Source organism: Pseudarthrobacter sp. 1C304 (assembly GCF_052245515.1).
Classification (GTDB): domain Bacteria; phylum Actinomycetota; class Actinomycetes; order Actinomycetales; family Micrococcaceae; genus Arthrobacter.
This window is the reverse complement of sequence record NZ_JBQQCH010000010.1, coordinates 89,234-112,532: the sequence shown is the minus strand read 5'-3', so window position 1 is coordinate 112,532 and position 23,299 is coordinate 89,234. Positions and strand designations below refer to the sequence as shown.

At 62.6% G+C, this 23,299-nt stretch carries 14 protein-coding genes and 1 pseudogene; 9 read left to right on the top strand and 6 right to left on the bottom strand.

The features are described 5' to 3' along the window. Positions 1 to 89 precede the first annotated feature (89 nt). From ACTWQD_RS16615 to ACTWQD_RS16605, 3 genes are all read left to right on the top strand, one after another. On the top strand, positions 90 to 953 hold the full coding sequence (locus ACTWQD_RS16615) for a hypothetical protein (protein ID WP_443197235.1): 864 nt from the start codon (positions 90 to 92) through the stop codon (positions 951 to 953). A gap of 39 nt (positions 954 to 992) precedes the next feature. Continuing rightward, positions 993 to 2,435, top strand: coding sequence for an arabinose isomerase (locus ACTWQD_RS16610; RefSeq protein ID WP_443197234.1), 1,443 nt, complete (start codon positions 993 to 995; stop codon positions 2,433 to 2,435). Between the two features lie 166 nt (positions 2,436 to 2,601). Then, entirely contained in the window at positions 2,602 to 5,436 is a 2,835-nt protein-coding gene (locus ACTWQD_RS16605) for a right-handed parallel beta-helix repeat-containing protein (protein ID WP_443197233.1), read from the top strand. Between the two features lie 219 nt (positions 5,437 to 5,655). Here the strand turns inward: ACTWQD_RS16605 and ACTWQD_RS16600 are convergent. After that, positions 5,656 to 5,775 (bottom strand): annotated as a pseudogene (locus ACTWQD_RS16600) (L-rhamnose mutarotase); the annotation flags it as partial. A gap of 85 nt (positions 5,776 to 5,860) precedes the next feature. Next, positions 5,861 to 8,158 (bottom strand): family 78 glycoside hydrolase catalytic domain, encoded by a 2,298-nt coding sequence (locus tag ACTWQD_RS16595; protein WP_443197232.1) that lies wholly within the window; start codon positions 8,156 to 8,158, stop codon positions 5,861 to 5,863. A 161-nt stretch (positions 8,159 to 8,319) separates the two neighbouring features. On the opposite strand from ACTWQD_RS16595, the gene ACTWQD_RS16590 reads away from it, so the two are divergent. Continuing rightward, positions 8,320 to 9,249 carry a substrate-binding domain-containing protein gene (locus ACTWQD_RS16590; protein WP_443197231.1) on the top strand — a complete coding sequence of 310 codons (930 nt, stop codon included), beginning with the start codon at positions 8,320 to 8,322 and terminating at the stop codon, positions 9,247 to 9,249. Between the two features lie 100 nt (positions 9,250 to 9,349). Here the strand turns inward: ACTWQD_RS16590 and ACTWQD_RS16585 are convergent, their stop codons facing one another. Continuing rightward, positions 9,350 to 10,375 (bottom strand): LacI family DNA-binding transcriptional regulator, encoded by a 1,026-nt coding sequence (locus tag ACTWQD_RS16585; RefSeq protein WP_443197230.1) that lies wholly within the window; start codon positions 10,373 to 10,375, stop codon positions 9,350 to 9,352. A 176-nt stretch (positions 10,376 to 10,551) separates the two neighbouring features. Here ACTWQD_RS16585 and ACTWQD_RS16580 point away from each other — a divergent pair, with 176 nt between their 5' ends. The 5 genes from ACTWQD_RS16580 (at position 10,552) to ACTWQD_RS16560 (ending at position 16,704) form a co-directional block, all read left to right on the top strand. Beyond that, positions 10,552 to 10,920: an L-rhamnose mutarotase gene (locus ACTWQD_RS16580; RefSeq protein WP_443197229.1), complete on the top strand. Its 369-nt coding sequence runs from the start codon at positions 10,552 to 10,554 to the stop codon at positions 10,918 to 10,920. Positions 10,921 to 10,964: 44 nt separating this feature from the next. Beyond that, complete coding sequence (gene rhaI / locus ACTWQD_RS16575) at positions 10,965 to 12,131, top strand: L-rhamnose isomerase (protein ID WP_443197228.1); 1,167 nt, start codon at positions 10,965 to 10,967, stop codon at positions 12,129 to 12,131. A 2-nt stretch (positions 12,132 to 12,133) separates the two neighbouring features. Continuing rightward, positions 12,134 to 14,185: a bifunctional aldolase/short-chain dehydrogenase gene (locus tag ACTWQD_RS16570; RefSeq protein ID WP_443197227.1), complete on the top strand. Its 2,052-nt coding sequence runs from the start codon at positions 12,134 to 12,136 to the stop codon at positions 14,183 to 14,185. Beyond that, entirely contained in the window at positions 14,182 to 15,699 is a 1,518-nt protein-coding gene (locus ACTWQD_RS16565; RefSeq protein WP_443197226.1) for a rhamnulokinase, read from the top strand. The genes ACTWQD_RS16570 and ACTWQD_RS16565 overlap by 4 nt, the downstream gene beginning before the upstream one ends. A 534-nt stretch (positions 15,700 to 16,233) precedes the next feature. Beyond that, the gene (locus tag ACTWQD_RS16560; RefSeq protein ID WP_443197225.1) at positions 16,234 to 16,704 is read left to right on the top strand and encodes a GNAT family N-acetyltransferase; all 471 of its coding nucleotides are present in this window, start codon (positions 16,234 to 16,236) and stop codon (positions 16,702 to 16,704) included. Positions 16,705 to 17,145: 441 nt separating this feature from the next. On the opposite strand, the gene ACTWQD_RS16555 is transcribed toward ACTWQD_RS16560, so the two are convergent. The 3 genes from ACTWQD_RS16555 to ACTWQD_RS16545 form a co-directional block, all read right to left on the bottom strand. Beyond that, a complete protein-coding gene (locus ACTWQD_RS16555; protein ID WP_443197224.1) occupies positions 17,146 to 19,446 on the bottom strand; it encodes a glycoside hydrolase family 3 N-terminal domain-containing protein in 2,301 nt (766 codons plus the stop codon). 33 nt (positions 19,447 to 19,479) lie between these two features. After that, positions 19,480 to 21,852: an alpha-L-rhamnosidase-related protein gene (locus ACTWQD_RS16550; protein ID WP_443197223.1), complete on the bottom strand. Its 2,373-nt coding sequence runs from the start codon at positions 21,850 to 21,852 to the stop codon at positions 19,480 to 19,482. Positions 21,853 to 21,967: 115 nt separating this feature from the next. Further along, positions 21,968 to 23,230, bottom strand: coding sequence for an ABC transporter substrate-binding protein (locus ACTWQD_RS16545; protein WP_443197222.1), 1,263 nt, complete (start codon positions 23,228 to 23,230; stop codon positions 21,968 to 21,970). Positions 23,231 to 23,299: the final 69 nt, after the last annotated feature.

Here is a 23,299-nt window from a genome sequence, read left to right as displayed (position 1 = left end):
TCGTTGTACTCCGGCATGGCGACCGCACATTTTGCGACCAACTCGGGGCTCGTGACGTCTGGGTTTGGAAGCACGACGATACCTACTTCATGCACTATGACGCCGCCGGAGACGCAGGGTGGCTCGCAGCGCTGGCCACGAGCAAAGACGGCGAAACCTGGGCCAAACACGGGCCCGTGCTCTCCCTCGGTGCCGAGGGTTCCACCGACTCCGGATCGGCCAGCTACGGGACTACGTACTTCGACGGGGCGAAGTGGCACATGTTTTACCTCGGGACCCCCAACGTCTCCCAGGACGGCTTACGGACACCATCATTTCCGTACCAGACAATGAAGGCCGAAGCACCCTCCCCCTATGGCCCGTGGCGCAAACGCCCAGACATCGTGCCGTTTATCGCCAAACCTGACTCCTGGTACGACGACACGGCCAGCCCGGGACAGGTCGTCAGGACGGATGACGGATACATCATGCTGTTCAGTGCTGCCACCACAGTGGACGGCTCGATCCAACGCACTCTGGGCATCGCCCGCACCAAAGACCTCGACAGCACCTGGACTGTTGACCCGGAGCCGGCCCTGCCGCTGGAGGAACAAATAGAAAATTCCTCACTCCACTTCGAAGCCGCAACCAAGACGTGGTTTTTGTTCACCAACCACATAGGACGCGCGGATGACGTAACCCCCGTCCCGCCGCAGCTCACCGGCGAATACACCGACGCCGTTTGGGTTTACTGGACCACTGACGTCACCAAGTGGGACCCCGCAAAACGAGCCGTTGTCATCGACGCGAAATCCGCTGGTTGGTCCCCCCGCGTTATTGGCCTTCCAAGCGTCGTGGTTAACGGCAACCGGCTCGCCGTCTACTACGACGGCGCCGTAGCCGACGACATAAGCCACGGCCACCGCGATGTTGCTGTCACCTACATCGATTTGCCCCTCGCCGACGGCTCCTGAGGCGCAATTACGCCTCACCACCAAACAGAGAGCAACTTAATGACCGAATTGTTAGCCCCCCTCCAAAGCACGCTCACGCCCGTAGTGCGTCGGCAACCGCGAATCGGCCTCGTCGCCGGCGGCCTCGGCACCTACTGGCCCCAGTTCCCTGACTTGCTGCCCAAACTTCAGGAGTCTTCCCGCTACGTCTCCGGGCGGTTCGCCAAGATGGACGCAGAGGTCATCGATGTAGGGTTCATCTCAGACGCACAGGAGGGAGCCGCAGCGGCCGAGCGGCTCCGCGCAGCCGACTGCGACCTCATCGTCCTCTTTCTCACCACTTATCTGACAAGTTCCATGGTCCTGCCAATTGCGCAGCGCTCCTCGGCACCCGTGCTCGTCATCGACCTGCAGCCGACCCAGCGGATGGATCATGCCTCATTCAACACTGGAGATTGGCTGGCATACTGCGGACAATGCCCGGTTCCCGAGGTCGGCAACGTATTCCGGCGCGCGGGTATCCCCTTCCGGTCCGTCTCGGGATGGCTGCACCAGGAATCCGCGTGGCGACGCATCAGCGAGTGGATCGCTGCCGCCCACGTCCGCGCGGCACTCCGGCACGGACGGCACGGGCTCATGGGACACGTATACCCAGGGATGCTTGACGTCTCCACGGATCTGACGCTCCTCCCAGCACATTTTGGATCACACGTCGAAGTACTCGAATTCGACGACCTCCGGGTGCGCGTTGACCAGGTTACCCCGGCAGAAACCCAACAGCGTTTGGACCTGGCCAAAGAACTCTTCACCATCGATGCATCCGTCGAAGACGAAGACTTCGCCTGGGGAGCACGCGTATCGGTGGGTTTGGATCGTCTGGTCGAAGACTTTGAACTTGACTCACTCGCTTATTACCACCGCGGACTCAATGGGGAACTACACGAACGCCTCGCGGCAGGCATGATTCTCGGAGCCTCACTCCTGACTGCACGCGGCATTCCTACAACCGGTGAATACGAACTCCGCACCACCGTTGCCCAGCTCGCCACACAGGTAACCGGCGCTGGCGGGTCCTTCTGCGAGATCCAGGCGCTCAACTTCGAGGACAACATTGTCGAAATGGGCCACGATGGCCCCGCACACTTGGCTGTATCAGCGAAAAGCCCTCTTTTGCGCGGTCTGGGCATCTACCACGGCAAACGCGGCTGGGGAGTATCCGTCGAATTCGATGTCCACCACGGACCCGTCACACTTCTTGGCCTCGGGCAGGACGCCGACGGCTCTCTCGCCTTCATCGCCTCCGAAGGAACCGTCGTGGGCGGCGACCTGCTACAGATCGGAAACACCACCAGTCGCGTGGATTTCGGCCGGGACCCGGGAGAGTGGGTCGATGAGTGGTCGTCAACGGGGATTGGGCACCACTGGAGCCTTGCGGTGGGGCACCGCGCATCAACCTACCGTGCCGCGGCGTCCCTCCTTGGGATCGCATTCCGGCAGGTCTAATACCGACACGCACAAAACAGCACCAGAAATGGACAAAGGCGTCAACATGGTTCACCTCAAGCTAACCGGATTGTCGCAGCCGGAATCCAACTACTACCGCAGCCCCTAAAGAACTGATCAAGAGCAGCACTGCGGTATACATCTTCATCGAGACAAGGACGTCAGAATGTTCCATCAGAGAGCCCATTTATGGGGTGCGGCCGTCACCGCCACCCTCCTGTTCAGCCCATTGGCCCCCCTAACTGTAGCCGTGGCGGCCGGAGCAACTTATTACGTCAATAGTGCAGCGGCCAGTTGTGATGACAGCGGTTCCGGAAGCAGCTTAGAAACGCCATGGTGTTCCCTGACCGCTGCCAGCCGATCATATTCACCGGGCGACCGGTTGCTCCTCGCACGCGGGTCCACCTACTCCGGCGAATTCCTGACTGTAAGCGGGCAAGGAACGGAGCAGGCCCGCATAACTGTCGACGCGTACGGAGAAGGCGATCTGCCAGTCCTGGACGGAGAAGCTGAGGCTGGCCGCGCTCTCGTGCTCCTGGAGAACCCGAGCTACGTGACCGTCTCCAATCTCGAACTGAGCTACGCCGGGGCGGGAGTTCTCGCCCAATACCGGGACGACTTCCCAGGCAAGTCCACGGGAAACAAATCACTGGAGTTCACCGACTTATACGTTCACCACATCTCCGGCATCGGATCAGCCCGTGTGAACGGTGGAGTCCAAGATTTCTTCTGCGAGTCAAATGACCTCGATCTGTGGCAATCCGGCGGCGCCGCGGTCACGGGCGACTTTGATGTCAACGTTCCCACGGACTCCTACTTCGTCAGCGGCGTCCTGTTTGACCGAATCACCGGACACGACAATCTCAACGTCGTCAATGTCGATACGTGTGACGGTCGTGTTGGCTCCCCAAACGCACCCGAACCGGCTGCGCCGCACCTCGTACGCGACGTCACCGTGAACAACGTGCACGCATATGACGGCAACGGCGCCGGCTACGCCGAACTTTGTAACGAGGGCATGCGGTTCGACGGCATCACTGGACTCACCGTTATGAATTCGCGGTTTGAGAACCTTGGTGCTTGCCACGTCTCGGGCGGCACGGCCGGATTCATCCTCGTCGCCGTCGATGACGTGACCTTCAAGAACAACATCATCAGCGATGTGCCAAATACCGGTTCTTATGACATGACGGGCATAGACAATGAGCTCTACGTGAACAATGTCACGCTTCGCAATAACCTGATCGCCCGCAATGCCGGCCCTGGAGTCGAATTCCTTTCACTGCGCTCGGGCATCAATGACTACAACACGAACCACCACATCGAGGGCAACTCTTTCTACGACAATGGCAAGGGCTCCCTCTTCCGTTTGAACCCGGCTCAAGCTCCCTTCTCTGGCCGCATTGTGAACAACCTGACTGCCGATTCTGTTTTCGTTCAGCCGGGCGCCGACTTTGTCGGGCTGGTACCAAGCGACGCCCGCAACCTGCACGCCCTCGAAGGAACGGTGCCCTTCTACGCTGCGGACCAATTCGACGGCACAGCGAATAAGGACGGCTGGTCCTACCAGGTCGGCGACGACGCCTCAACAGTAAACGACTGGGCCTCAGCTTCCTTCACACCTGGTGCACGTCAACACGGCACGTGGGGGGACGGAGCTGCCCGTTCGATGTCCGCTTTCGAGCAGACACCCGGAACCGCAAGAGTGTGGCGCGCACCGGCAGACGGTGACGTCGCCATCCGAAGTCTCGCCTTCAAAACTCGAGCTGGCGGCGGCAATGTGACCGCGACAGTTCTCCATAACGGAGTCCCAGTCAAAAGCGAAGCGATCAGCGGGACCAACACTGAAGGAATCACCCTCGACAGGGACCTGGCCGTAGCCGAGGGAGACAGGCTCGCCTTCGTCGTGACCGGGCAGCCCGCCGCTTCCGACTGGACCAGCTGGGCTCCGTCCGTCATGTATGTCGCCACACCCGGGGTTAGCACCGGCGAGGTGCGGAATGCCTCATTCGAGACCCCCTTCACGTCAGGAGCCGAGTTCGCACCGCGCGATAACGCCTGGGAATACTCCCCCTTCGCGCCCGGCGTCGGAGCGGGAATCGTCGGTAACGGCAGCGTCTACCACAATGTAGCCGCCCCCGAAGGACGGCAAGCCGCGTTCCTGCAAGGTTTGGGAAGCATGAGTCAGCGGATCTCGGGCCTTGATCCTGCACTCGCCTACGAAGTTTCCTTCGATCTAGCCTCCCGCGGCGCACAGCAGCAACAGATTGAGGTCCTCTGGGACGGGACTGTTGTTGGGGAAATCACCCCTCCGTCCGCCTCCTATACCCGGCACACCATCCAAATCCCTCGCGTCTCGGACGGTGAGAACAAACTGACCCTCCGTGGAACTGCAACTTCCGATTCCACCGCATTCGTCGATCGAATCGATCTCCGATTCGCCGTGACGAAAGCTCCCAATCAGTTCACGCAGAATGGTTTCGAGTCACCCACGGTCACAGGCATCGGCTACAGCGTGACCGGGTCGGACTGGTCTTTTCCTCCAAGCCTGAACGGTAACGGTGACGGAATCGCTGCCAATGGATCCGCATTCGGGCAAGCAAACGCCCCTCAAGGAGTCCAGTCCGCGTTCGTCCAACGTGGCGGTACATTCTCACAATCGGTGACAGGGTTCGAACCTGGCCAGCTGTACGCAGTACGGTTCCAGGCGGCTCAACGCGGCGCGGAGAAGCAAGGAATCGCAATCCTTATTAATGGCGCAGAGGTCTCGACTGTCACGCCCACCGGCCCAGCGTGGGCCGAATACACATCTGGCATGTTCGAGGCCACCGAGACCGAGCACCTCATCACTTTCCAAGGAACCTCCCCGGACGATCGGACCGCGTTCGTCGATGTTCCTGAAATCATCCGTCTGACGAAGGCCCCGGATGGGTCGACGGTGCCGGAGGTCCCTCGGGGTGTCACAGCGACCGCAGGCGACGGGCAGGCACACCTCTCCTAAGCGGCCAGGGATTGGCCCATCGCAGAGGTCCCCGTTCCATTTGGGACGGGGACCTCTTCGTTGCTGAAAGTTCAATGTCAATTTCGTTGGGCGCTTCCTTGGATAGCACAGGATGAATCTCGACTGGAGTCCTAGCCTGCCCGGCGCAGCGGGCGCAATTTCCTTGGGGTTCTTCTCGACCGGTCTTCAACCCACGGTCCGCGGACCATCCCCGAAGTCGTACTGCACCCAGCGGGCGTCCTTGAGCGCGCGGAGCATTTCCGGCCACACGGCGGCATGCCGCCGGCGGTATTCATCGATCATGGCCGGCTGGAGAGTTGAGCGGGAGCACACCCTCACAGCGGCCTTCTGTCTGGGGAAGTCCTCCGACACAGTCGTTGATCGCAGGGCAACGACTCGTGGAGAAGGAGCGTCGTCGTCATTTTCAAACGAGCGCTTCAACGTCATAGTCGACGACGATGGAGTGTCGCCCCGGGGGAATTTCGGACGAGGCGACACCTGCGAGATTGAGAACGGCCGACGTCCCTTCGGGCAGTTCAACGTCGATGATCAACTTGCAATTCTCAAGCCGCCACGCGACGTCAACCTTGCCTTGCGGGGTGAGAAGGTTTGCCCGGGCCCACGTAAGCCCTCCTCCTGGGCGTGGAGCCACGAGGACTTTGCGGTAGCCGGGTTCAAGGGGAGCCAACCCGGCGAGAGTCTTGTGCATCCAGTCCGCGATGCCGCCGAGGGCGTAGTGGTTGAAGCTCGTCATTTCACCGGGGTTAATGCTTCCGTCGGGAAGCATCGAATCCCATCGCTCCCACACCGTTGTTGCACCCATTGCCACTTGATAGAGCCAGGACGGACTGTTTTCTTGGAGGAGGAGCTTGTAGGCGTCGTCGAGGTGTCCCGTCAGCGTGAGAGCATCAGCCACGTACGGTGTCCCAGCGAATCCCGTACTGATGTGGTGATCGGAATTCTGAATGAGTTCAGCGAGCCGGTCCCCTGCCAGCTGTCGATGCGGCTCATCGAGCAATCCGAAGACGATCGCGAGTGCATACACCGTCGCCGCGTCGCTCAGGATTCGGCCGTCATCACTGACGTAGTTCTGCTTAAAAGCTCGCCGAATTCGTTCTGCCAATGCGGTAACAGCGGCAGCGTCCTGGGGTCGGCCTGTAAGTAGCCCAGCCTCAGCAACAATGCTGGCTGTCCGATAGAGGCAGGCAGTGGCCACTACGCCTGGGGCAGCTTTTGCTTCGAGGGGATTGTCGGGCGGCGCGGTGGGGTCAAGCCAGTCGCCGAACTGAAAGCCCTCATCCCACAATCCTGACGGTGAGAGGCGCTCGGCGGCGGACTGCAGATGCGCGGCCATCGAATCGTACTGTGTCTTCAGGACGTCGAGGTCACCGTACGCGGTCCACAGAGCCCACGGCACCCACACGGCGGCGTCACCCCAAATGGCCGTCGGGGGAACCGTCCCATCGAACAGAGCAAACAACTCTTGATCCCTTATCTCCGGGATGCGCTTCAATACGTCCGGAACCACGAATGGGACGATTCCGGCAGCCGCTCTCTGTTCCGCGGCCACGTCTTGCAGCCAGTCACGGAGGAACCCGTCCACGTTGTAAAGGAAGGCCGCCGTGGGAGCGAAGACAGCGATGTCTCCCGTCCAGCCGAGGCGTTCGTCCCGCTGAGGACAGTCTGTGGGCAGATCTACGAAGTTTCCCCGCAGCCCCCAGACGACGTTGCTGTGCAGCTGATTCAAGCGCTCGTCCGAACACTCGAAGAACCCTGTCCGCTGAAGGGCTGAATGAACAATTACTGCTTCGAGTGAATCCCCCGTCAGAGCGCCGGGCCAGCCCGAAATTTCAGCGTAGCGGAACCCATGGAAAGTCTTCGTGGGCTCGAAATGATCGTTTCCACCGCTCAAAATCAGCCTGTCGGTTGCACGCGCCGTGCGCAGCGGTCGCACACCGATTTCCCCCTCCTCGAGTACTTCCGCGTGTCGTATCACAACTTCGTCGCCTGCAACACCGCGAACGCTAAAGCGAAGGAAACCCACCAGGTTCTGACCAAAGTCGACCAAGGTCTTGCCACTGGGTGACGTGAAAATCTTCACGGGCTTGATCACGCCTTCGCGACGCACAGGTGGTCCGACATAGGGCGTGAGTGTGGACGTATCGAACGCAACGGCATCAACGGGCCCCCAATCCTTGGGTGCTGCTCCTGATTTCGTCCAAGAGTGATCAACGAGCCGCGCGTCTACCGTCTGGCCATCATAAAGGTCGTCAAAGAGGACCTCGGAAGCACCAGCCGACCACGTCTCATCAGTTACCACGAACTGAACGAACCCGTCGGCATAAGTGATCTCCAGTTGCGCCAGAGCGGCGACCCGTTCCCCGTACCAAGCGCCTCCACCAGTCCACCCCAAACGCCCGCGCCACCACCCGTTGCCCAGAGAGATCCCCAACACGTTCTGGCGTTCAAGCAGATGCGCAACATCGTAACTGCGGTAACGGAGCCGCCACTCGTAACTGCTCCAGCCCGGGCTGAAAAGGTCGTCGTGTACGAGGGTGCCGCCAATAGTTGCTTCGAATATCCCGTGGCTTGTCGCGTACAACGACGCCGCTACGACGGGTCCGTGATCATCGCGAAGCGAAAACTCCTTACGCAGCAGCGGTGCGCTTCCGATTACCTGACGGGGAGCTATCATTTTCGCTATCCATGTCGGCTCGGTCATCGCGCTTCCTTAGGTGAGGGTCCGGCTCCGCTGCTATGGGCAGTGTTGCGGCCGTATGCCGCGGTGGGGCGGTGACAGGGCATAAAGGTTCCTTGGACAGTGGTTGCGGTTGGTGGTGCGGTCGTGCTCGTCGCGATCATCCCTTGACGCTTCCGCTCAATATGACTAACGCGGCAACCAATGAGCGCTCCGCAAAAAGGAATGCGGTGCAGACCGGAAGCCAGTCAGACCTGACTCTAATTAAAACGATTCAATCAGACAACGGCCACCTCACTCTGGAAGTCGGCAATCCGTTCTTCGCCGCCGTCTCCGGAGGCATCGAAGTAGCGGCTGACAGGGAGGACTTTTCCGTGATGCTTGCCAACAGTGCCGGCAACGCTGACCGCGAGTCCCGGTACCTTGATCTTTTCGAAATTCAGCAGGTCCGAGGGATCGTGCTGTCCGCCGTAGGAGCCCTGGAGAGCAGAATACGACGGCTGCGCTCAAGGGGAATTCCAACCGTGGTTTTGGACCGAATTATCGCCCCCGAGGTAGCCTCCTCGGCGTTTATCGACGATGCTTCAGGTGGACATATCGGGGCAAGTCCCCTCCTGGACGTGGGAGCACGCCATCTCGCGTTCGTTGGTGGGCCCTTATCGGTAGAGACGATGGCTCTTCGCCTCAAAGGGGCGCGGGAGGCACTGGAAGGCCGTTCGGAAGCGCGACTCGAGGTGGTTGAGGTTGCCGGCCGAACGATCGTCGAAGGCCGCAGGATCGGTGAACTCCTCGGGTCGCGGGAAGCGCGTGAACGTCCAAACGGCATTTTTGCAGCGAACGACCTGCTTGCTATCGGAGTCATGCACGGGCTCATTAGCCGCGGTGTTCATGTTCCAGAGGACGTGGCGATCGTCGGGTACGACGACATTGAATTCGCAGCTGATGCCATAGTGCCCCTCAGCTCTGTGCACCGGCCGGCGGAACAGTTCGGCAAGGCGGCCATCGAATTGCTCATGACCAATATCCGCAACCCCGACAGTGCACCCCGCAGCGTTATTTTTCAGCCACACCTCGTGGCGCGGCAATCAACCCTTGGACACCGTCCGGCGTTCTGATCACCGCCCTCGCTACACTCACGCACGAATTTGCTCAGCAACATCGCACGGATTTACCTCTGGATCGCTTGCCGATGTCTACTGCGCCAAGATCGAGGAATCATGACCGTGCTTCCGCGCCCGCGGTGCTTTGGCGGACAACCAGTTCTGGCGTGAACACGACGGCCCGGTGCCGTGGATGCTTGGCGTCCAGTTCCTCCGTCAGGAGTTCGACGGCGGTCCTGCCGATTGCGTCGGTGGGCTGCCGGATGGAGGAGAGCGGTACGACGGCGGACGCGGCAAAGTCGATGTCGTCATAGCCGATAAGGGCCACATCCTCCGGAATGCGCACGCCGTTCATCATGGTCAGCGATTGCATCACGCCGAGCGCCAGCAGGTCGTTGGCGCAGAAGATGCCGTCCGGCATGTCCCCGGCGCCCCGGCCCACGAGGCGGTTGCCCACGCCGCGGCCGGAGAGCACGGACTGGCCGTCGGAGTCGAGCGCTTCCAGTGCCGCGCCGTCCACCTCGGCCACGGCGCGGCGGGCGCCCAGAAGGCGGTCGGATACCTGGCGGATGGACAGCGGCCCGCCCACGAAGGCCAGCTTCCTGCGCCCGAGATCGAGGAGGTGCCGGGCGGCAAGGTAGCCGCCGGCGTCGTCATCCACGGAGACGGAGCTAAAGCGGTCCTCGTCGGCCAGCCGGTCCACCAGAACTGTGGGTACGCCGCGCTGCCGGAGGGCATCCAGCCGGTCGGCCACGTCGCCAACCGGGGAGATGAGCAGGCCCTGGACCCGCTGTTCCTGGAAGAGGTCGATGTAGTGCGCTTCCCGGTTTGCGTCGTGGCCGCTGTCGCCCAGCAGCACGGCGCTGCCGTTCACGGCGGCAGCGTCCTCGGCGGCGCGGACCAGGGACGTAAAGAAGGGGTTGCCGACGTCCAGTACCACGACGCCGATGGTCCGGCTGTGCCCTGCGCGCAGCTGCCGGGCTGCGTCGTTGCGGACGAAGCCGAGTTCGTAGATCGCCTGGAGTACCCTGTCCTTGGTGCGCTTGGAGACGCGGTCCGGGTTATTGAGGACGTTGGAAACCGTTCCCACCGCAACCTGCGCATGGGTGGCGACGTCCTTGATGCTGGCTGCACGCGACATCCTGCTGATCCTCCGAAGATCGACTTGCCCGTCTGGGTGAATCGCTTGACACCCTTATTCCGTCCATAGTACTTTGAATCGTCACAATGAAACGATTCAAAGACGGTACGCATTAAGAGCCGATCGAATTAGTTTCCGCTTTTCCGCCGCACCCGAAACGTCCACAGGAGTACAGCATGAGGGTTTGCTTCCGATCCTCCGTCCAGCCGGAGCTGCTGGGGGAGTACCGCCGGCGCCACGCTGCCGTCTGGCCGGAGATGCTGGCCGCGCTCAAGGAGGCGGGCTGGAACAACTACTCGCTGTTTTTTGACGACGACGGACTGCTGGTGGGCTACGTGGAGTGCGATGACTTCGACGCCATCAAAGCCAGGATGGCCCTGACCAGTGTGAATGCGCGCTGGCAGGCGGAAATGGCCACACTCTTCCGGGACAGCAATGTTCCGCCGGACGAGGGCTTCCGGGTCCTCGACGAGGTATTCAACCTCGACGGACAGCTGGCCGCGGCCACAGGTGGCAACGCTGACACCGCCGTCCTCGAACACTAAATCTTCCAAGCACTTCACTGCCAAACACTGACGAAAGAAACATCATGAACAACACAGCATCGGCGCTGGGCCGGCTTTCGGAGCTCGCGATTGAGGTCCCGTCGTGGGCCTACGGCAACTCGGGCACCAGGTTCAAGGTGTTCGGCACGCCCGGCACGCCGCGGACCGTGCAGGAGAAGCTGGCGGATGCGGCGAAGGTCCACGAGTTGACCGGGCTAGCGCCCACCGTTGCGCTGCATATCCCGTGGGACAAGGTGGATGATTACGCCGCGCTGAAGGAGTACGCGGCCGGGCTGGGCGTTGGTTTGGGCACGGTCAACTCCAACACGTTCCAAGATGATGAGTACAAGTTCGGCTCGCTGACGTCAGCTGACGACGCCGTCCGCCGCCGGGCGATCGACCACCACCTGGACTGCATTGAGATCATGCATGCCACCGGCTCCCGGGATCTGAAGATTTGGCTGGCGGACGGCACGAACTACCCGGGCCAAGATGACATGCGCGGCCGCCAGGACCGCCTGGCCGAGTCCTTGCAGGAGATCTATGCCCGCCTGGGCGAGGACCAGCGTCTAGTGCTGGAGTACAAGTTCTTCGAGCCGTCTTTCTACCACACGGACGTTCCGGACTGGGGAACCTCGTACGCACAGACCCTGGCGCTGGGCGAGAAGGCCTTTGTCTGCCTAGACACCGGCCACCACGCTCCCGGCACCAATATCGAGTTCATCGTCATGCAGCTGCTGCGTCTGGGCAAGCTGGGCTCGTTCGACTTCAACTCCCGCTTTTACGCCGACGATGACCTGATCGTGGGCGCCGCGGACCCGTTCCAGCTGTTCCGAATCATGCACGAGGTGATCCGCGGAGGCGGGTTCGGCAAGGACTCAGGCGTCGCGCTCATGCTGGACCAGTGCCACAACCTGGAGGAGAAGATTCCGGGCCAGATCCGCTCAGTCCTGAACGTGCAGGAGATGACCGCCCGCGCAATGCTTATCGACACTGCGGCCTTGACCGAAGCCCAGCGCGCCGGAGACGTACTGGCCGCCAACGGCATCTTCAATGATGCCTTCTACACCGACGTGCGGCCGGTCCTGGCCGACTGGCGTGAATCCCGCGGCCTGCCCGCCGACCCGATCGCTGCCTACAAGGCCAGCGGGTACCAGAAGAAAATCAACGAAGACCGCGCAGGCGGCCAGCAAGCCGGATGGGGCGCGTAAGCATGAGTATTCAGACCACAGACAATAAGACCGTTGAAGACCTGATTTCCCGTTCCAACCGCCTGGGCGCTGATAAGCGAAACACCAACTTCGCCGGCGGCAACACGTCCGCCAAGGGCACGGAGAAGGACCCGGTCACGGGTGAGGACCTCCAACTGCTTTGGGTCAAGGGCTCCGGCGGTGACCTGGGCACCCTGAAGCCGGAGAACCTGGCCGTGCTGCGCCTTGACCGGCTGAACGCGCTGAAGAACGTCTACCCCGGCGTTGAGCGTGAAGACGAGATGGTGGCAGCGTTCGATTACTGCTTGCACGGCAAGGGCGGCGCAGCCCCCTCGATCGACACGGCCATGCACGGGCTGGTCGACGCCGCGCACGTGGACCACCTGCATCCGGACTCGGGCATCGCGATCGCCACCGCGGTAGATGGCGAGGCGCTGACCACGAAGATCTTCGGCACCAAGGTGGTCTGGGTACCCTGGCGCCGCCCCGGTTTCCAGCTGGGCCTGGATATCGCCGCGATCAAGGAAGCCAATCCACAAGCGGTCGGCACCATCCTGGGCGGCCACGGCATCACCGCCTGGGGCGCCACCAGCGAAGAATCGGAAGCGAACTCGCTGTGGATCATCGAGGAGGCCGAAAAGTACATCGCCGAGAACGGCAAGGCTGAACCCTTCGGCGCCAAGCTCCCCGGCTACGCCGCCCTGCCTGAGGCGGAGCGCCGTGCCAAGGCCGCAGCTTTGGCACCGGTGATCCGCGGCTTGGCCTCCACGGACAAGCCGGTCCTGGGGCACTTCAGCGATGACGCCGTCGTCCTGGACTTCCTTGAAGCTGCAGAGCACCCGCGTCTGGGCGCCCTGGGCACGTCCTGCCCGGACCACTTCCTGCGCACCAAGGTCAAGCCGCTGATCCTGGACCTGCCGGCTGATGCCTCCATCGAGGACTCGATTGCCCGCCTGCACGAACTGCACACCGACTACCGCGAGGACTACCAGGCGTACTACGACCGGCACGCGGACCAGGGCAGCCCGGCGCTGCGCGGCGCGGACCCGGCCATCGTGCTGGTCCCCGGCGTGGGCATGTTCTCCTTCGGTGCGAATAAGCAGACCGCCCGGGTTGCCGGTGAGTTCTACATCAATGCCATCAACGTGATGCGCGGCGCCGAGGCGGTCTCCACCTACGCCCCGATCGAGGAATCCGAGAAGTTCCGGATTGAGTACTGGGCGCTGGAGGAAGCGAAGCTCGCCCGGATGCCCAAGCCCAAGTCCCACGCCACCCGGATCGCCCTGGTGACCGGCGCAGCCTCGGGCATCGGCAAGGCGATCGCCACCCGCCTTGCCGCGGAAGGGGCGTGCGTGGTCATCGCGGACCTGAACCTCGAGAACGCGCAGAAGGTCGCCGAGGAACTTGGCGGGCCTGACGTCGCCGTCGGCGTCCAGGCGGACGTGACGGACCCGGCGCAGGTTGCTGCGGCGATCGACGCCGCTGTCCTGGCGTTCGGCGGCGTGGACCTGGTGGTCAACAACGCCGGCCTTTCCATCTCCAAGCCGCTGCTGGAAACCACCGAGAAGGACTGGGACCTGCAGCACAACGTCATGGCCAAGGGCTCGTTCCTGGTGGCCAAGGCTGCTGCGAAGGTCATGATCGCGCAGGGCATGGGCGGGGACATCATCTACATCTCCTCCAAGAACTCGGTGTTCGCCGGCCCGAACAACATCGCCTACTCCGCCACCAAGGCCGACCAGGCCCACCAAGTTCGGTTGCTCGCGGCCGAGCTGGGCGAGCACGGCATCCGCGTCAACGGCATCAACCCCGACGGCGTGGTCCGCGGCTCGGGCATCTTCGCCGGCGGCTGGGGCGCCAAGCGCGCCGCCGTCTACGGCGTGGACGAGGAGAAACTGGGCGAGTACTACGCCCAGCGGACCCTGCTCAAGCGCGAAGTCCTGCCCGAACACGTGGCCAACGCAGCCGCCGTGATCACCAGCAATGAACTGTCCCACACCACCGGCCTGCACATCCCCGTGGACGCCGGAGTAGCCGCAGCCTTCCTGCGATGAGCGAGCAGCAGAACAGGGAAACCGCCCCGGCCCAGGCCGGGGCGGTTTCCGCCGCTCCCGCTTCCCGCGTTTTTGCCGCGGTGGATATCGGCGCTTCCTCCGGCCGCGTCATCCTCGGCCGGGTAGCCAAAGGCGACGTGCAGCTCGAGGTGGTGCACCGCTTCCCGAACGGGGTGGTGGAGATCGATGGCGGCCTCCGCTGGGACTTCGACTCCCTCCTCGCCGAGGTGCTTGAGGGCCTGCGCTCTGCTGCCACTGTTACAGCGGTGAAGGGTGAAACGATCGCGAGTATCGGTATCGATACCTGGGCCGTGGACTACGGCCTGGTGGACGCCGCCGGGAAGCTGGTGGCCCAGCCCTTCAGCTACCGTGACGAGCGCGGCCGAACCGCTGTGGAGCCGGTGCACCGCAAGCTCGGCCCAGAACGGCTGTATGGGACCACGGGGCTGCAGTTCCTGCAGTTCAACACGATCTACCAACTGGCCACCGAGAAGAACCTGGATGGGCTACAGGCGCTGCTCATCCCGGACCTGATTGCCTTCCTGCTAACGGGGAATCGCAAGACCGAGGCCACCAACGCCTCCACCACCGGGCTCTTCGACGCTGTGGCGGGGGAATGGGCCACAGAGTTCATGGCAGCCTTGGGCTTGCGGAAGGACGTGTTCCCGCCGCTCATCCAACCCGGCGAGACTTACGGGCACTTGCTGCCGGCCGTCGCGGCGCAGCTAGGCCTTCCCCAGGACACGCAGGTGGTGGCCGTGGGATCCCACGACACAGCGTCCGCCGTCGCAGCCGTTCCCGCCCAGGCGGAGAACTTCGCCTACATCTCCTCCGGCACCTGGTCCCTTGTGGGGCTGGAACTAAAGCACCCCGTGTTAACCAAGGCCAGCAGGAAAGCGAACTTCACCAATGAACGTGGAGTGGACAGTACCGTCCGCTACCTGCGCAACATGGGCGGCCTCTGGCTGCTGAGCGAATGCCAACGGACCTGGGCCGCCGAAGGCTTCCAGCTGGAGCTGACTGCTCTGCTTACCGCTGCCACAGCGATATCGGCAGGGGGACCACGAATCAACCCGGATGACCCCTGCTTCATCGCCCCGGAGAACATGCCCGAGCGGATACGCGCTGCCGTGCGCCACACCGGTGACGTCCTGCCGGATGATCCGGCGGCCATCACCCGCTGCATCATGGACAGCCTCGCCTCGGGCTACGCCAAGACCATCCGGGCTGCCGAACGCCTGGCCGACCGGTCCGTCACCGTGGTCCATGTGGTCGGCGGCGGTTCCCAAAACGAATTGCTCTGCCAGCTCACCGCGAACGCCACGCGGCGCCCCGTCATCGCCGGTCCCGTCGAAGCAACGGCGCTGGGCAATATCCTCGTCCAGGCACGGGCAGCCGGCGCCGTGGCCGGCGGGCTGCCGGAACTGCGCAGCATCATCGCCACCGGGACCAACCTGCGCCGGTACGAACCCCTCGAACTTGCCCAACCACGGACTGCTCTGGACCCACGATGAATCACTGGGCAACCGACTTCTCCTAGACATGAGTGAGGTTGAATGCTTCGTATCCGACCGGCCGCAGGTCCGAACCTTTTGCATTCCGAGACGGGAAAAATCTTGCGAGAGCTTCGCGCCCACACGTTCGACTTCGGAAATGACTGAGGCCCGCCACATTGTCGCGGAAACCACCTCCAGCTAATCGACGGGCGCGCATGCCCAAACGCCGTCGAAGGCCGGAGGCCCATCATGTGCTGGTTCCGCAGCCAAAGTCGGTAGTACCGGAACAGTCCTTGAGCCGGCGTGACCCAGCCCAAAATTGACGTACCAGGCGGCACTGTCTTCCCGACGATCTGTCCGCCGGCTCAAGGTCCGTTAAAGGGGGTGTAGAGCCAGGCGGACATGACCTCATAGGAGCCTGATACGACCAGTTCCATTACCGTTTTGTCTGCCCACCTAGCATCCAGGCATCGGTTGATGTGACCACCGATCCACGGGCCTACGTGGGATGCTGAGGTGATGGCATCAAACTGCTCCGCTACGCCCGCCCTGATGACTGCCGACGTCGGCTCAGAAACCTTCAGCCTCCGGCGCGCCACCAAAGCCGACCTGACCCAGATCCTGCAGCTACTTGCAGACGACCAGCTCGGGTCCATACGGGAAAGTGAGGACGATGCAAGCCCGTACGAACTAGCTTTTGAAGCAATCGACTCCGACCCCGCCCACCTACTGCTTGTCGGAGAACTCGGTGGAGATGTGGTGGCCACATTCCAGCTCAGCTTCATCCCGGGACTGTCCCGGAAAGGGTCCTGGCGCGCCCAGATTGAAGCGGTGCGCGTGGCCAAGAGGTTGCGGGGCCAAGGAACCGGGGCACTTATGATGCAGTGGGCCATTGGACATGCCCGTGAACGCGGCTGCTCACTTATCCAGCTGACCACCGACAAATCCCGCCCTGCAGCCCACCGCTTTTATGAGCGTCTGGGCTTCGCCGCCAGCCATGAGGGCATGAAGCTCACCCTCTAACCTCCGCCGCGCCAGAAGTGGAATTCCTCAGAAACACCTGCGCCATAGCAGCACGCTCAGAACCTCCGCTCAGGATCGGGACGTGCTGAATGGGAACCCGTGTCGGAGCAATATTTTGATTTTGTGTCTGATCTGACGCCTATACGAGCATCGTCAATTGCTTGAATCATGCGCCACCTGCACGCCGACTAGTACCGAACGTTGTGGTTCCCTCAAAGGGTCTTGGTTATGTCCGCGGGAGCTGAAGGGCTAGCAAAGTTGGCCTAATGATGCGCCGGTCAAGGATCGTCGGACCTGGACCTTGCTGTATTCGCCCCAGGGGACGAGGCTGCGTTCACGGGCTTGAGAAAGCTTCGTCGGTTTTAGCACCTGGGCAGGGCAGGTCCACTGAAAGCATGGCCTGCCCTGCCCTGCCCTATGCGGCAGCTTTGGGGCTGGTACTTACTGGGAAATCCGGAAACGGGCTGACAACATCTGCGGATCGCGGGAGTTTCGTCCTACGAGGAGATCGAAGGTGCCTGGTTCTACGATGCGCTGACCGTCCTGGTCCACCAGCGAACAGGCACTGGCCGCAAGCGAGAGCTTCACGTCGACGGATTGGCCCGGCAGGACCTGGACTTGGGCGAAGAACTTTAGTTCGCGTTCGGCCCACGTGACGCTTGTGACCAGGTCAGCGATGTAGACCTGGACGGTTTCGGTGGCTGGTCGTGTTCCGGTGTTTGTCAGGGTCACAGTGGCTGCCACCTGCCCGTGGGCCGTGACATTGTCGGTGAGCAGCTGGAGGTCGCTGTACTCGACCGTGGTGTAGCTGAGGCCGTGGCCAAAGGGGAACAGAGGTTCTTGGGAGAGGTCAGCATAGCGTTCGCCGTGCTGGCCTCGGACCTGGTTGTAGTAAATCGGCAGCTGCCCTGCGTGCCTGGCGAAGGAAATCGGCAGCCGCCCAGCGGGTTCGATCAGACCCAGGACCAGTTCGGCGATCGCCAGCCCACCTTGCATGCCCGGGTTGAAGGCCTCGATGATCGCTGCCGCGTCCAGGACAGACTGGGGGAGGACCGAGGGTTTTGATTGGATGAGCACAACGATGACGGGAACGCCGGTTTTGATGAGCCGTTCGACCAGTTCGATTTGGCCCCCCTGCAGCTCAAGGGTTGCCGTTGATTTATGTTCTCCGGCCAGGGCTACGGTGTCGCCGATAACTGCGACGACGTAATCGGCGTTCCGGGCCGTATCGACGGCTTCGGCGAGCATCGCTTCGTCGCTGCCGGCGGGGACGAAGAGTTTCGGCCGAGGCTGGCCGTCGATGAGGGTGGGCCCTGCCGGGTCCGGGATTTCATGGCCGATATTGGCGCCTCTGGCGTGGGTGACGGTCCAGTTGTCAGGGGCTATGGCGCGGAACCCGTCGAGGACGGTGGTGGTCAGGTGCCGCGGGTGTCCGTCGGGGAGCCAGGGGATTTGTCCGGAGGCACCGGCCCAGTCTCCGAGTTGGGCGTGCTGGTCGTCAGCGTTGGGTCCGATCACGGCGATGGTCCGTGTCTCGCCGCGCCCTTGGGCTTTTCCACTGGCCGTCGCGCTCAGGCCTCCATCCAGGGGGAGGGTGCCGTCATTGGTGAGCAGGACCAAGGCCTTGCGTGCCAGGTCGAGGTTGGTCTGGGCGTGGGCGGCGGAGCCGATGACTTCTGCCTGCTGTTGACCGTCCGGGATGCGGGGGTTTTCGAAGAGTCCAAGCTCGAATTTGAGGGTGAGGAGTCGGCGGACGGCGTCATCGATCAGGCCTTCGTCGAGGTCGCCCCGCGTGACGGCTTCCTGGGCTCCTTCAAAGAATTGGGAGGTGGTCATGACCAGGTCGTTGCCGGCCTCGACGGCGATTTTGGCCGCCTGGACGTTGTCCTCACAGACTTTTTGTTCCCACACCATGCGGCCGACGTTGTCCCAATCGGTCACGAGGGTTCCGGTGAATCCCCATTCGCCTTTCAGGACGTCGTTGAGCAGCCACTTGTTGGCCGTGACCGGTACCCCGTCGATGGCCTGGTAGCCGAGCATGAAGGTCCGGCATCCTGCCTTGACCGCTTCTTCGAACGGGGGAAGGAACCAGGAGCGGAGCTTGCGGCGGCTGAGGTCGGCTTCGCTCGCGTCACGGCCGCCCTGCGTTTCGGAGTACCCGGCGAAATGTTTCGCGGTGGCAAGAATGGCGGTCGGATCGGTGAGGCCGTCTCCCTGGTAGCCCCGGATCATCGCCTGTCCCAGGGCACCGATGAGGTGTGGATCTTCGCCGAACGTCTCGTTCACCCGGCCCCAGCGCAGGTCGCGGCTGATGCAGAGGACGGGGGAGAAGGTCCAGTGCAGCCCCGTCGAGGCCACTTCCACCGCCGTGGCGCGGGCACCGCGTTCAACCAGGGCAGGGTCCCATGTGCAGGCCATTGCCAGTTGGGTGGGGAAAATTGTCGCTCCGGGCCAGAAGGAGTGCCCGTGTATGCAGTCGTCAGCCATGAGGAGGGGGATCTGCAGGCGGGTTGTCAGGACGAGATCCCGTGCTTCGACGATCCGTTCGGGTGATGCGTGGAGGAGGGAACCGACGAGTTTTTCAGTTACGAGGTTCCCGAGGTCTCCCCGGGCGTCCAGTTGCAACATCTGGCCGACCTTCTCTTCCAGGGTCATGCGGCCCAGGAGGTCTTCAACTCTGTCCGGGATAGGCAGTGCAGGGTTGGTGTAGGGGGCGGTGCGGAGGTCATTCTGGGGTGTCATGGGGTCTCATTTCTTGCGTGGAAGGCCACTTGTCTAAAGCGTGAAAGTGAGTGTGCGTTGGCGGGAGTCGAGCTGTTCGGTGATGTTGGTGGCCGTGTCGGCAGGTATTACTCCCAGCCCGGCAGGCGCAGTGACGGTGACGGTCCGTCGGTCTTCGCCGGTGCGTGTCCAGTGGACGGTGATGAGTCCTTGCGGTGTTGGAACGGTTCCTCGTGCCCATTTGAGGTCGCTGGGGGCTGGGTGGATGGTGGCGGTTGCAAAGCCGGGCGCTGCAGGGCGCACACCCAGGATGTAGCGGGGGAAGTGCTGCAGCGGAACGCTGCCCCAGGCGTGGCAGTCGCTTCGCTGGCTGACAGTGTCCTCTTCCCAGGTGGTGAGGTTCATGGCCAGCATCTCTTCCCACGGTGTCCACACAATGGCGTCATCGACGCCGGCGCTGCGGAGCGCGTCGAACAGGTCAAGGGTGGCGGCGTAGGAACAGGGAGCCAACTGGTCATCACTGGCAGCACGGCGGAGCAGGTCGGCCGCTTTGTCGCCTTTCACGGCGCCGGAGAGCACTGCCCATACTTGGGCGTGAACGCTGGCGGGGCATCCGCGGTCACTGTCGCGGAAGTATCTGGTTTCTGTGTCCCAGGCCGGCCCGGAGGTGACCTGTTCCGTGAGGTTGTCGGCCCGGGAGGTGTACTCCAGGCCTAGCCCGGTGCGGTCGCAGAACTGGGCGATGGAAGCGGCTGCCCGCAACGTGGCGATGTACATGAACGTGGCGATGGTGTTGGTCCGTCGGGGCCCAAGATCCGGGACACCGCGGCTGATGCGCCAGGCGTCGGTCCAGTCGACGAAGTTCCATACCGGGCCGTTGTCTTCGGGCGAGATGATGAACCCGTCGGTGGAGAGCCTGTCGTTGAACCAGCCGAGAACCCCGTCGATCCTGCCGATGAAGCGTTCGGTGAACGCCCGGTCCCCGATGTGATCGACGTGGTCGGCGACCATCCTGACCCAATACAGCGAGAATCCGGGGATGAATTGCGGTTCGACGCTAGGTGAGCGGCTCTCGGTCAGCCCCGTCGGGTCTCCGGAGGCCGCGAAGTCCTCGATGGCGCGTCTGATCAGCCGGTCATCGGCAGAGAGGTGGAGGGAGAAGAGTGCTTCGGCGCGTGTGTCCATGGCATATTGCAGTTGCTCGTAGAAGGGGCAGTCTTCGAAGGTTTCGTGCATGCAGTTCAGCAGGGTCCGGACACTTACCTCCCACAGTGCCGCGTCCTTGTCCGAAGATGAGGCGAAGGAGCCGCTGATATCCAGGGGGTAGTGGGTTCTGGTCAGGTTCAGTGCCCGGATCCGGAGGCTTGCCTCTGCTGTCGTGATGCGCAGGCGAACGTACCGGAAGGTCCTGAACCAGAAGGGCGAGTATGTTTCCGCGTGCACGGGCGTGCCGGTTCCGGCGGCCCGGTAGTGGTCCGGATCGCCGTGGAGGTCACCATTGACGTGGTCTGTCCGGTCGGCCTTGCGGCGAAGCCATGGAACGTCGGTGGGGGTTTGTTCGTAACACTCCGCAGCGGTCAGCTCTAGTGACGCTCCGCTGCCCGCTTCCAAGGCGAGCGAAACGAACGCGGTCATCAGTTCGCCGGCGTCGAGGTCGACTACTACGTCGCGTCCTGCCGGAATATCGACGCTGCCGCCACGGATCAGGGCGTCCCAGTCCAGCGAGGCGTCCGACGATGACACGACTTTCGCGATCGGTACGGCATCCAGGGTCAGGTGCGGGATTGGCCGAGGCGCAAGATACGGCCGCGGAATGGCGCTGAATGGCTCCAGCGTGTCCGGAAGCGGGGTTGGCCAGGATGCGTCGTCGAAGTCGTGGTCGAACCATCCGGGTTCGCAAGCTGACCCGTCGACGGTCTCCTGGTTGCCGAGGAACAGGGTGTTCCGGCCCTGGTGGAAGCGACGTCCGGCGACCGGCTTGCACTTCCATGCCGCGGGTTTTGAAAGGTCGGTGCAGCCGATCGTTCCGCGGACGTAGAGGCCGGGCCTGCCGGTGCGTGGAACGGACGCATTGCCGAGCGTGGACACCGAGTAGGACAGCACTTCGATGCCGATGATGTTTTCGCCCAGGACGAGTGCCGGGCCGAGATCCACGAGATCCGCGAACCAGGTTCCGCCGGAGGGTTTGGCGGGCCCGGCGGCGAGGAGTTCGCCGTTGACGGTCAGCCGGTAGCGCGAGTCGGCAGCGATCTGCAGGTAGGTCCCGCCGTCGAGCAGGGGCTCGACCCGGACGCGTGCCCGGAACAGCGTCGTGAAGGCCACACTGTCGGTCAGTTCTAAGGGCTTGGTGGGCAGCTTGAACCACGGGCCGGTCAGGTCCTCGCCGGTGAGGTTCTGCTGGTCCTGGACCAATTCGTTGCTCGTCATCTTCTTATCGGCTCGTCACGGTCTGGTGGGGGCTGGGTTGCTGTTCTGCGGTGCAGGGCGTCACGGCGAAGGCGGCGTTCATCGACGATGAACGCCGCCTTCTGCGGGTGTTGTCCTACTTCAGCGCTGCTGTGTAGGCGTCCTGCATCGAGGTCAGGACGTCCGTCGGGGTTTTGGAACCGCCGAGCATCTCCTGGACACCGGTCAGGTGCAGGTTCTGCACCTGCGGTGAGGGCCAGTCGACGTCCATGAACGGGACCGTCTTTTCATCCTGGACAAACGGGATGTTGAGCTTGTTGACCTCGTTGACTTCGATCTCGCCCTGGGGGGCTACGCCAAACTTGTCCGCGTTCATCGCGCTGCCTTCCTTGCTTGCGAGGAACTCGACGAACTTTTTGGCACCGGCTGCGTTCTTGGCTTTGGCGTTGACACCCCAGCCCACGCCCAGACCAAAGGCCAGCCTGGTATCAGCCGGGTTGTCGGTGGAGGGCAGCGGCGCAAGCTGAACCTTCAGGTCGGGATTGGCTTTCGTCATGGGGTTCGCCATGGTCGAGATCTGGATCGCTCCGAGTGCCCGCCCGTCGGCGACCATGGCTGTCTGGTTGTCCACGGAGGTGCCGAGTGCGTCCTTGTTGAAGCAACCCTTGTCGAACATTTCCTTGTACTTGGTCATCGCATCAACCCATGCACTGTCCTGGAACGTCGCCTCCTTGTTCAGCTGCTTCTCATTGAAGTCCGGGTCCTTGGCATAGACATCGGTAGCGGCCAGCGCGTAGGTGACCAGCTGCGTGACCCACTGTGTCTGCGCGCCCAGAGCGTAGGCGACCTTGCCGGCCTTCTGTGCGTCGTCACAGAAGGTCAGGACCTCGGAGTACGTCGTGGGGATCTTCAGGCCTGCATCAGCCAAGGCCTTGGAGTTATACACCCCGCCCAGCATGTTGGCTGTGGCAACGTCGGTGAACATGTACCTTTTGCCCTCGTAGCTGGTGGCGGAGGTGGTCGACTCGGACTGGGACGCGGCCCAACCTTCGCCCGTGAGGTCCGCGAGGTAGCCGTTCTTGGCCAGGGTCCGGACTGCTGTGGCGTTGCCGCTGCCCGGGAAGACGTTCAGGACGTCCGGAGCCGTGCCGGCGGACAGGCGGGTGCCCATCTGCTGGTTGTAGGCATCCGTGGGGATGATGGTGTACTCGATGGTCAGGTCAGGGTTGACCTCGTGGAACTTGTCTGCGATGGCGGTCCACTTATCGTCCGAGCCGGACAGGCGGGCAACGGTGACGGTCCCGCTGCTTGCTTGCGGAGCGTTCGATGAGCAGGCTGTGAGCGTGATGCCTGCGGCAGCAATCGCACCGATGACGGTGAGGACTTTCTGGTGACGCATGGTTCTCCCTTGAGATGCGTGGAGCGGGTTGGGTGGGGTGGTTGGTGCGGTGGTGGTCTCGGTCGTGCC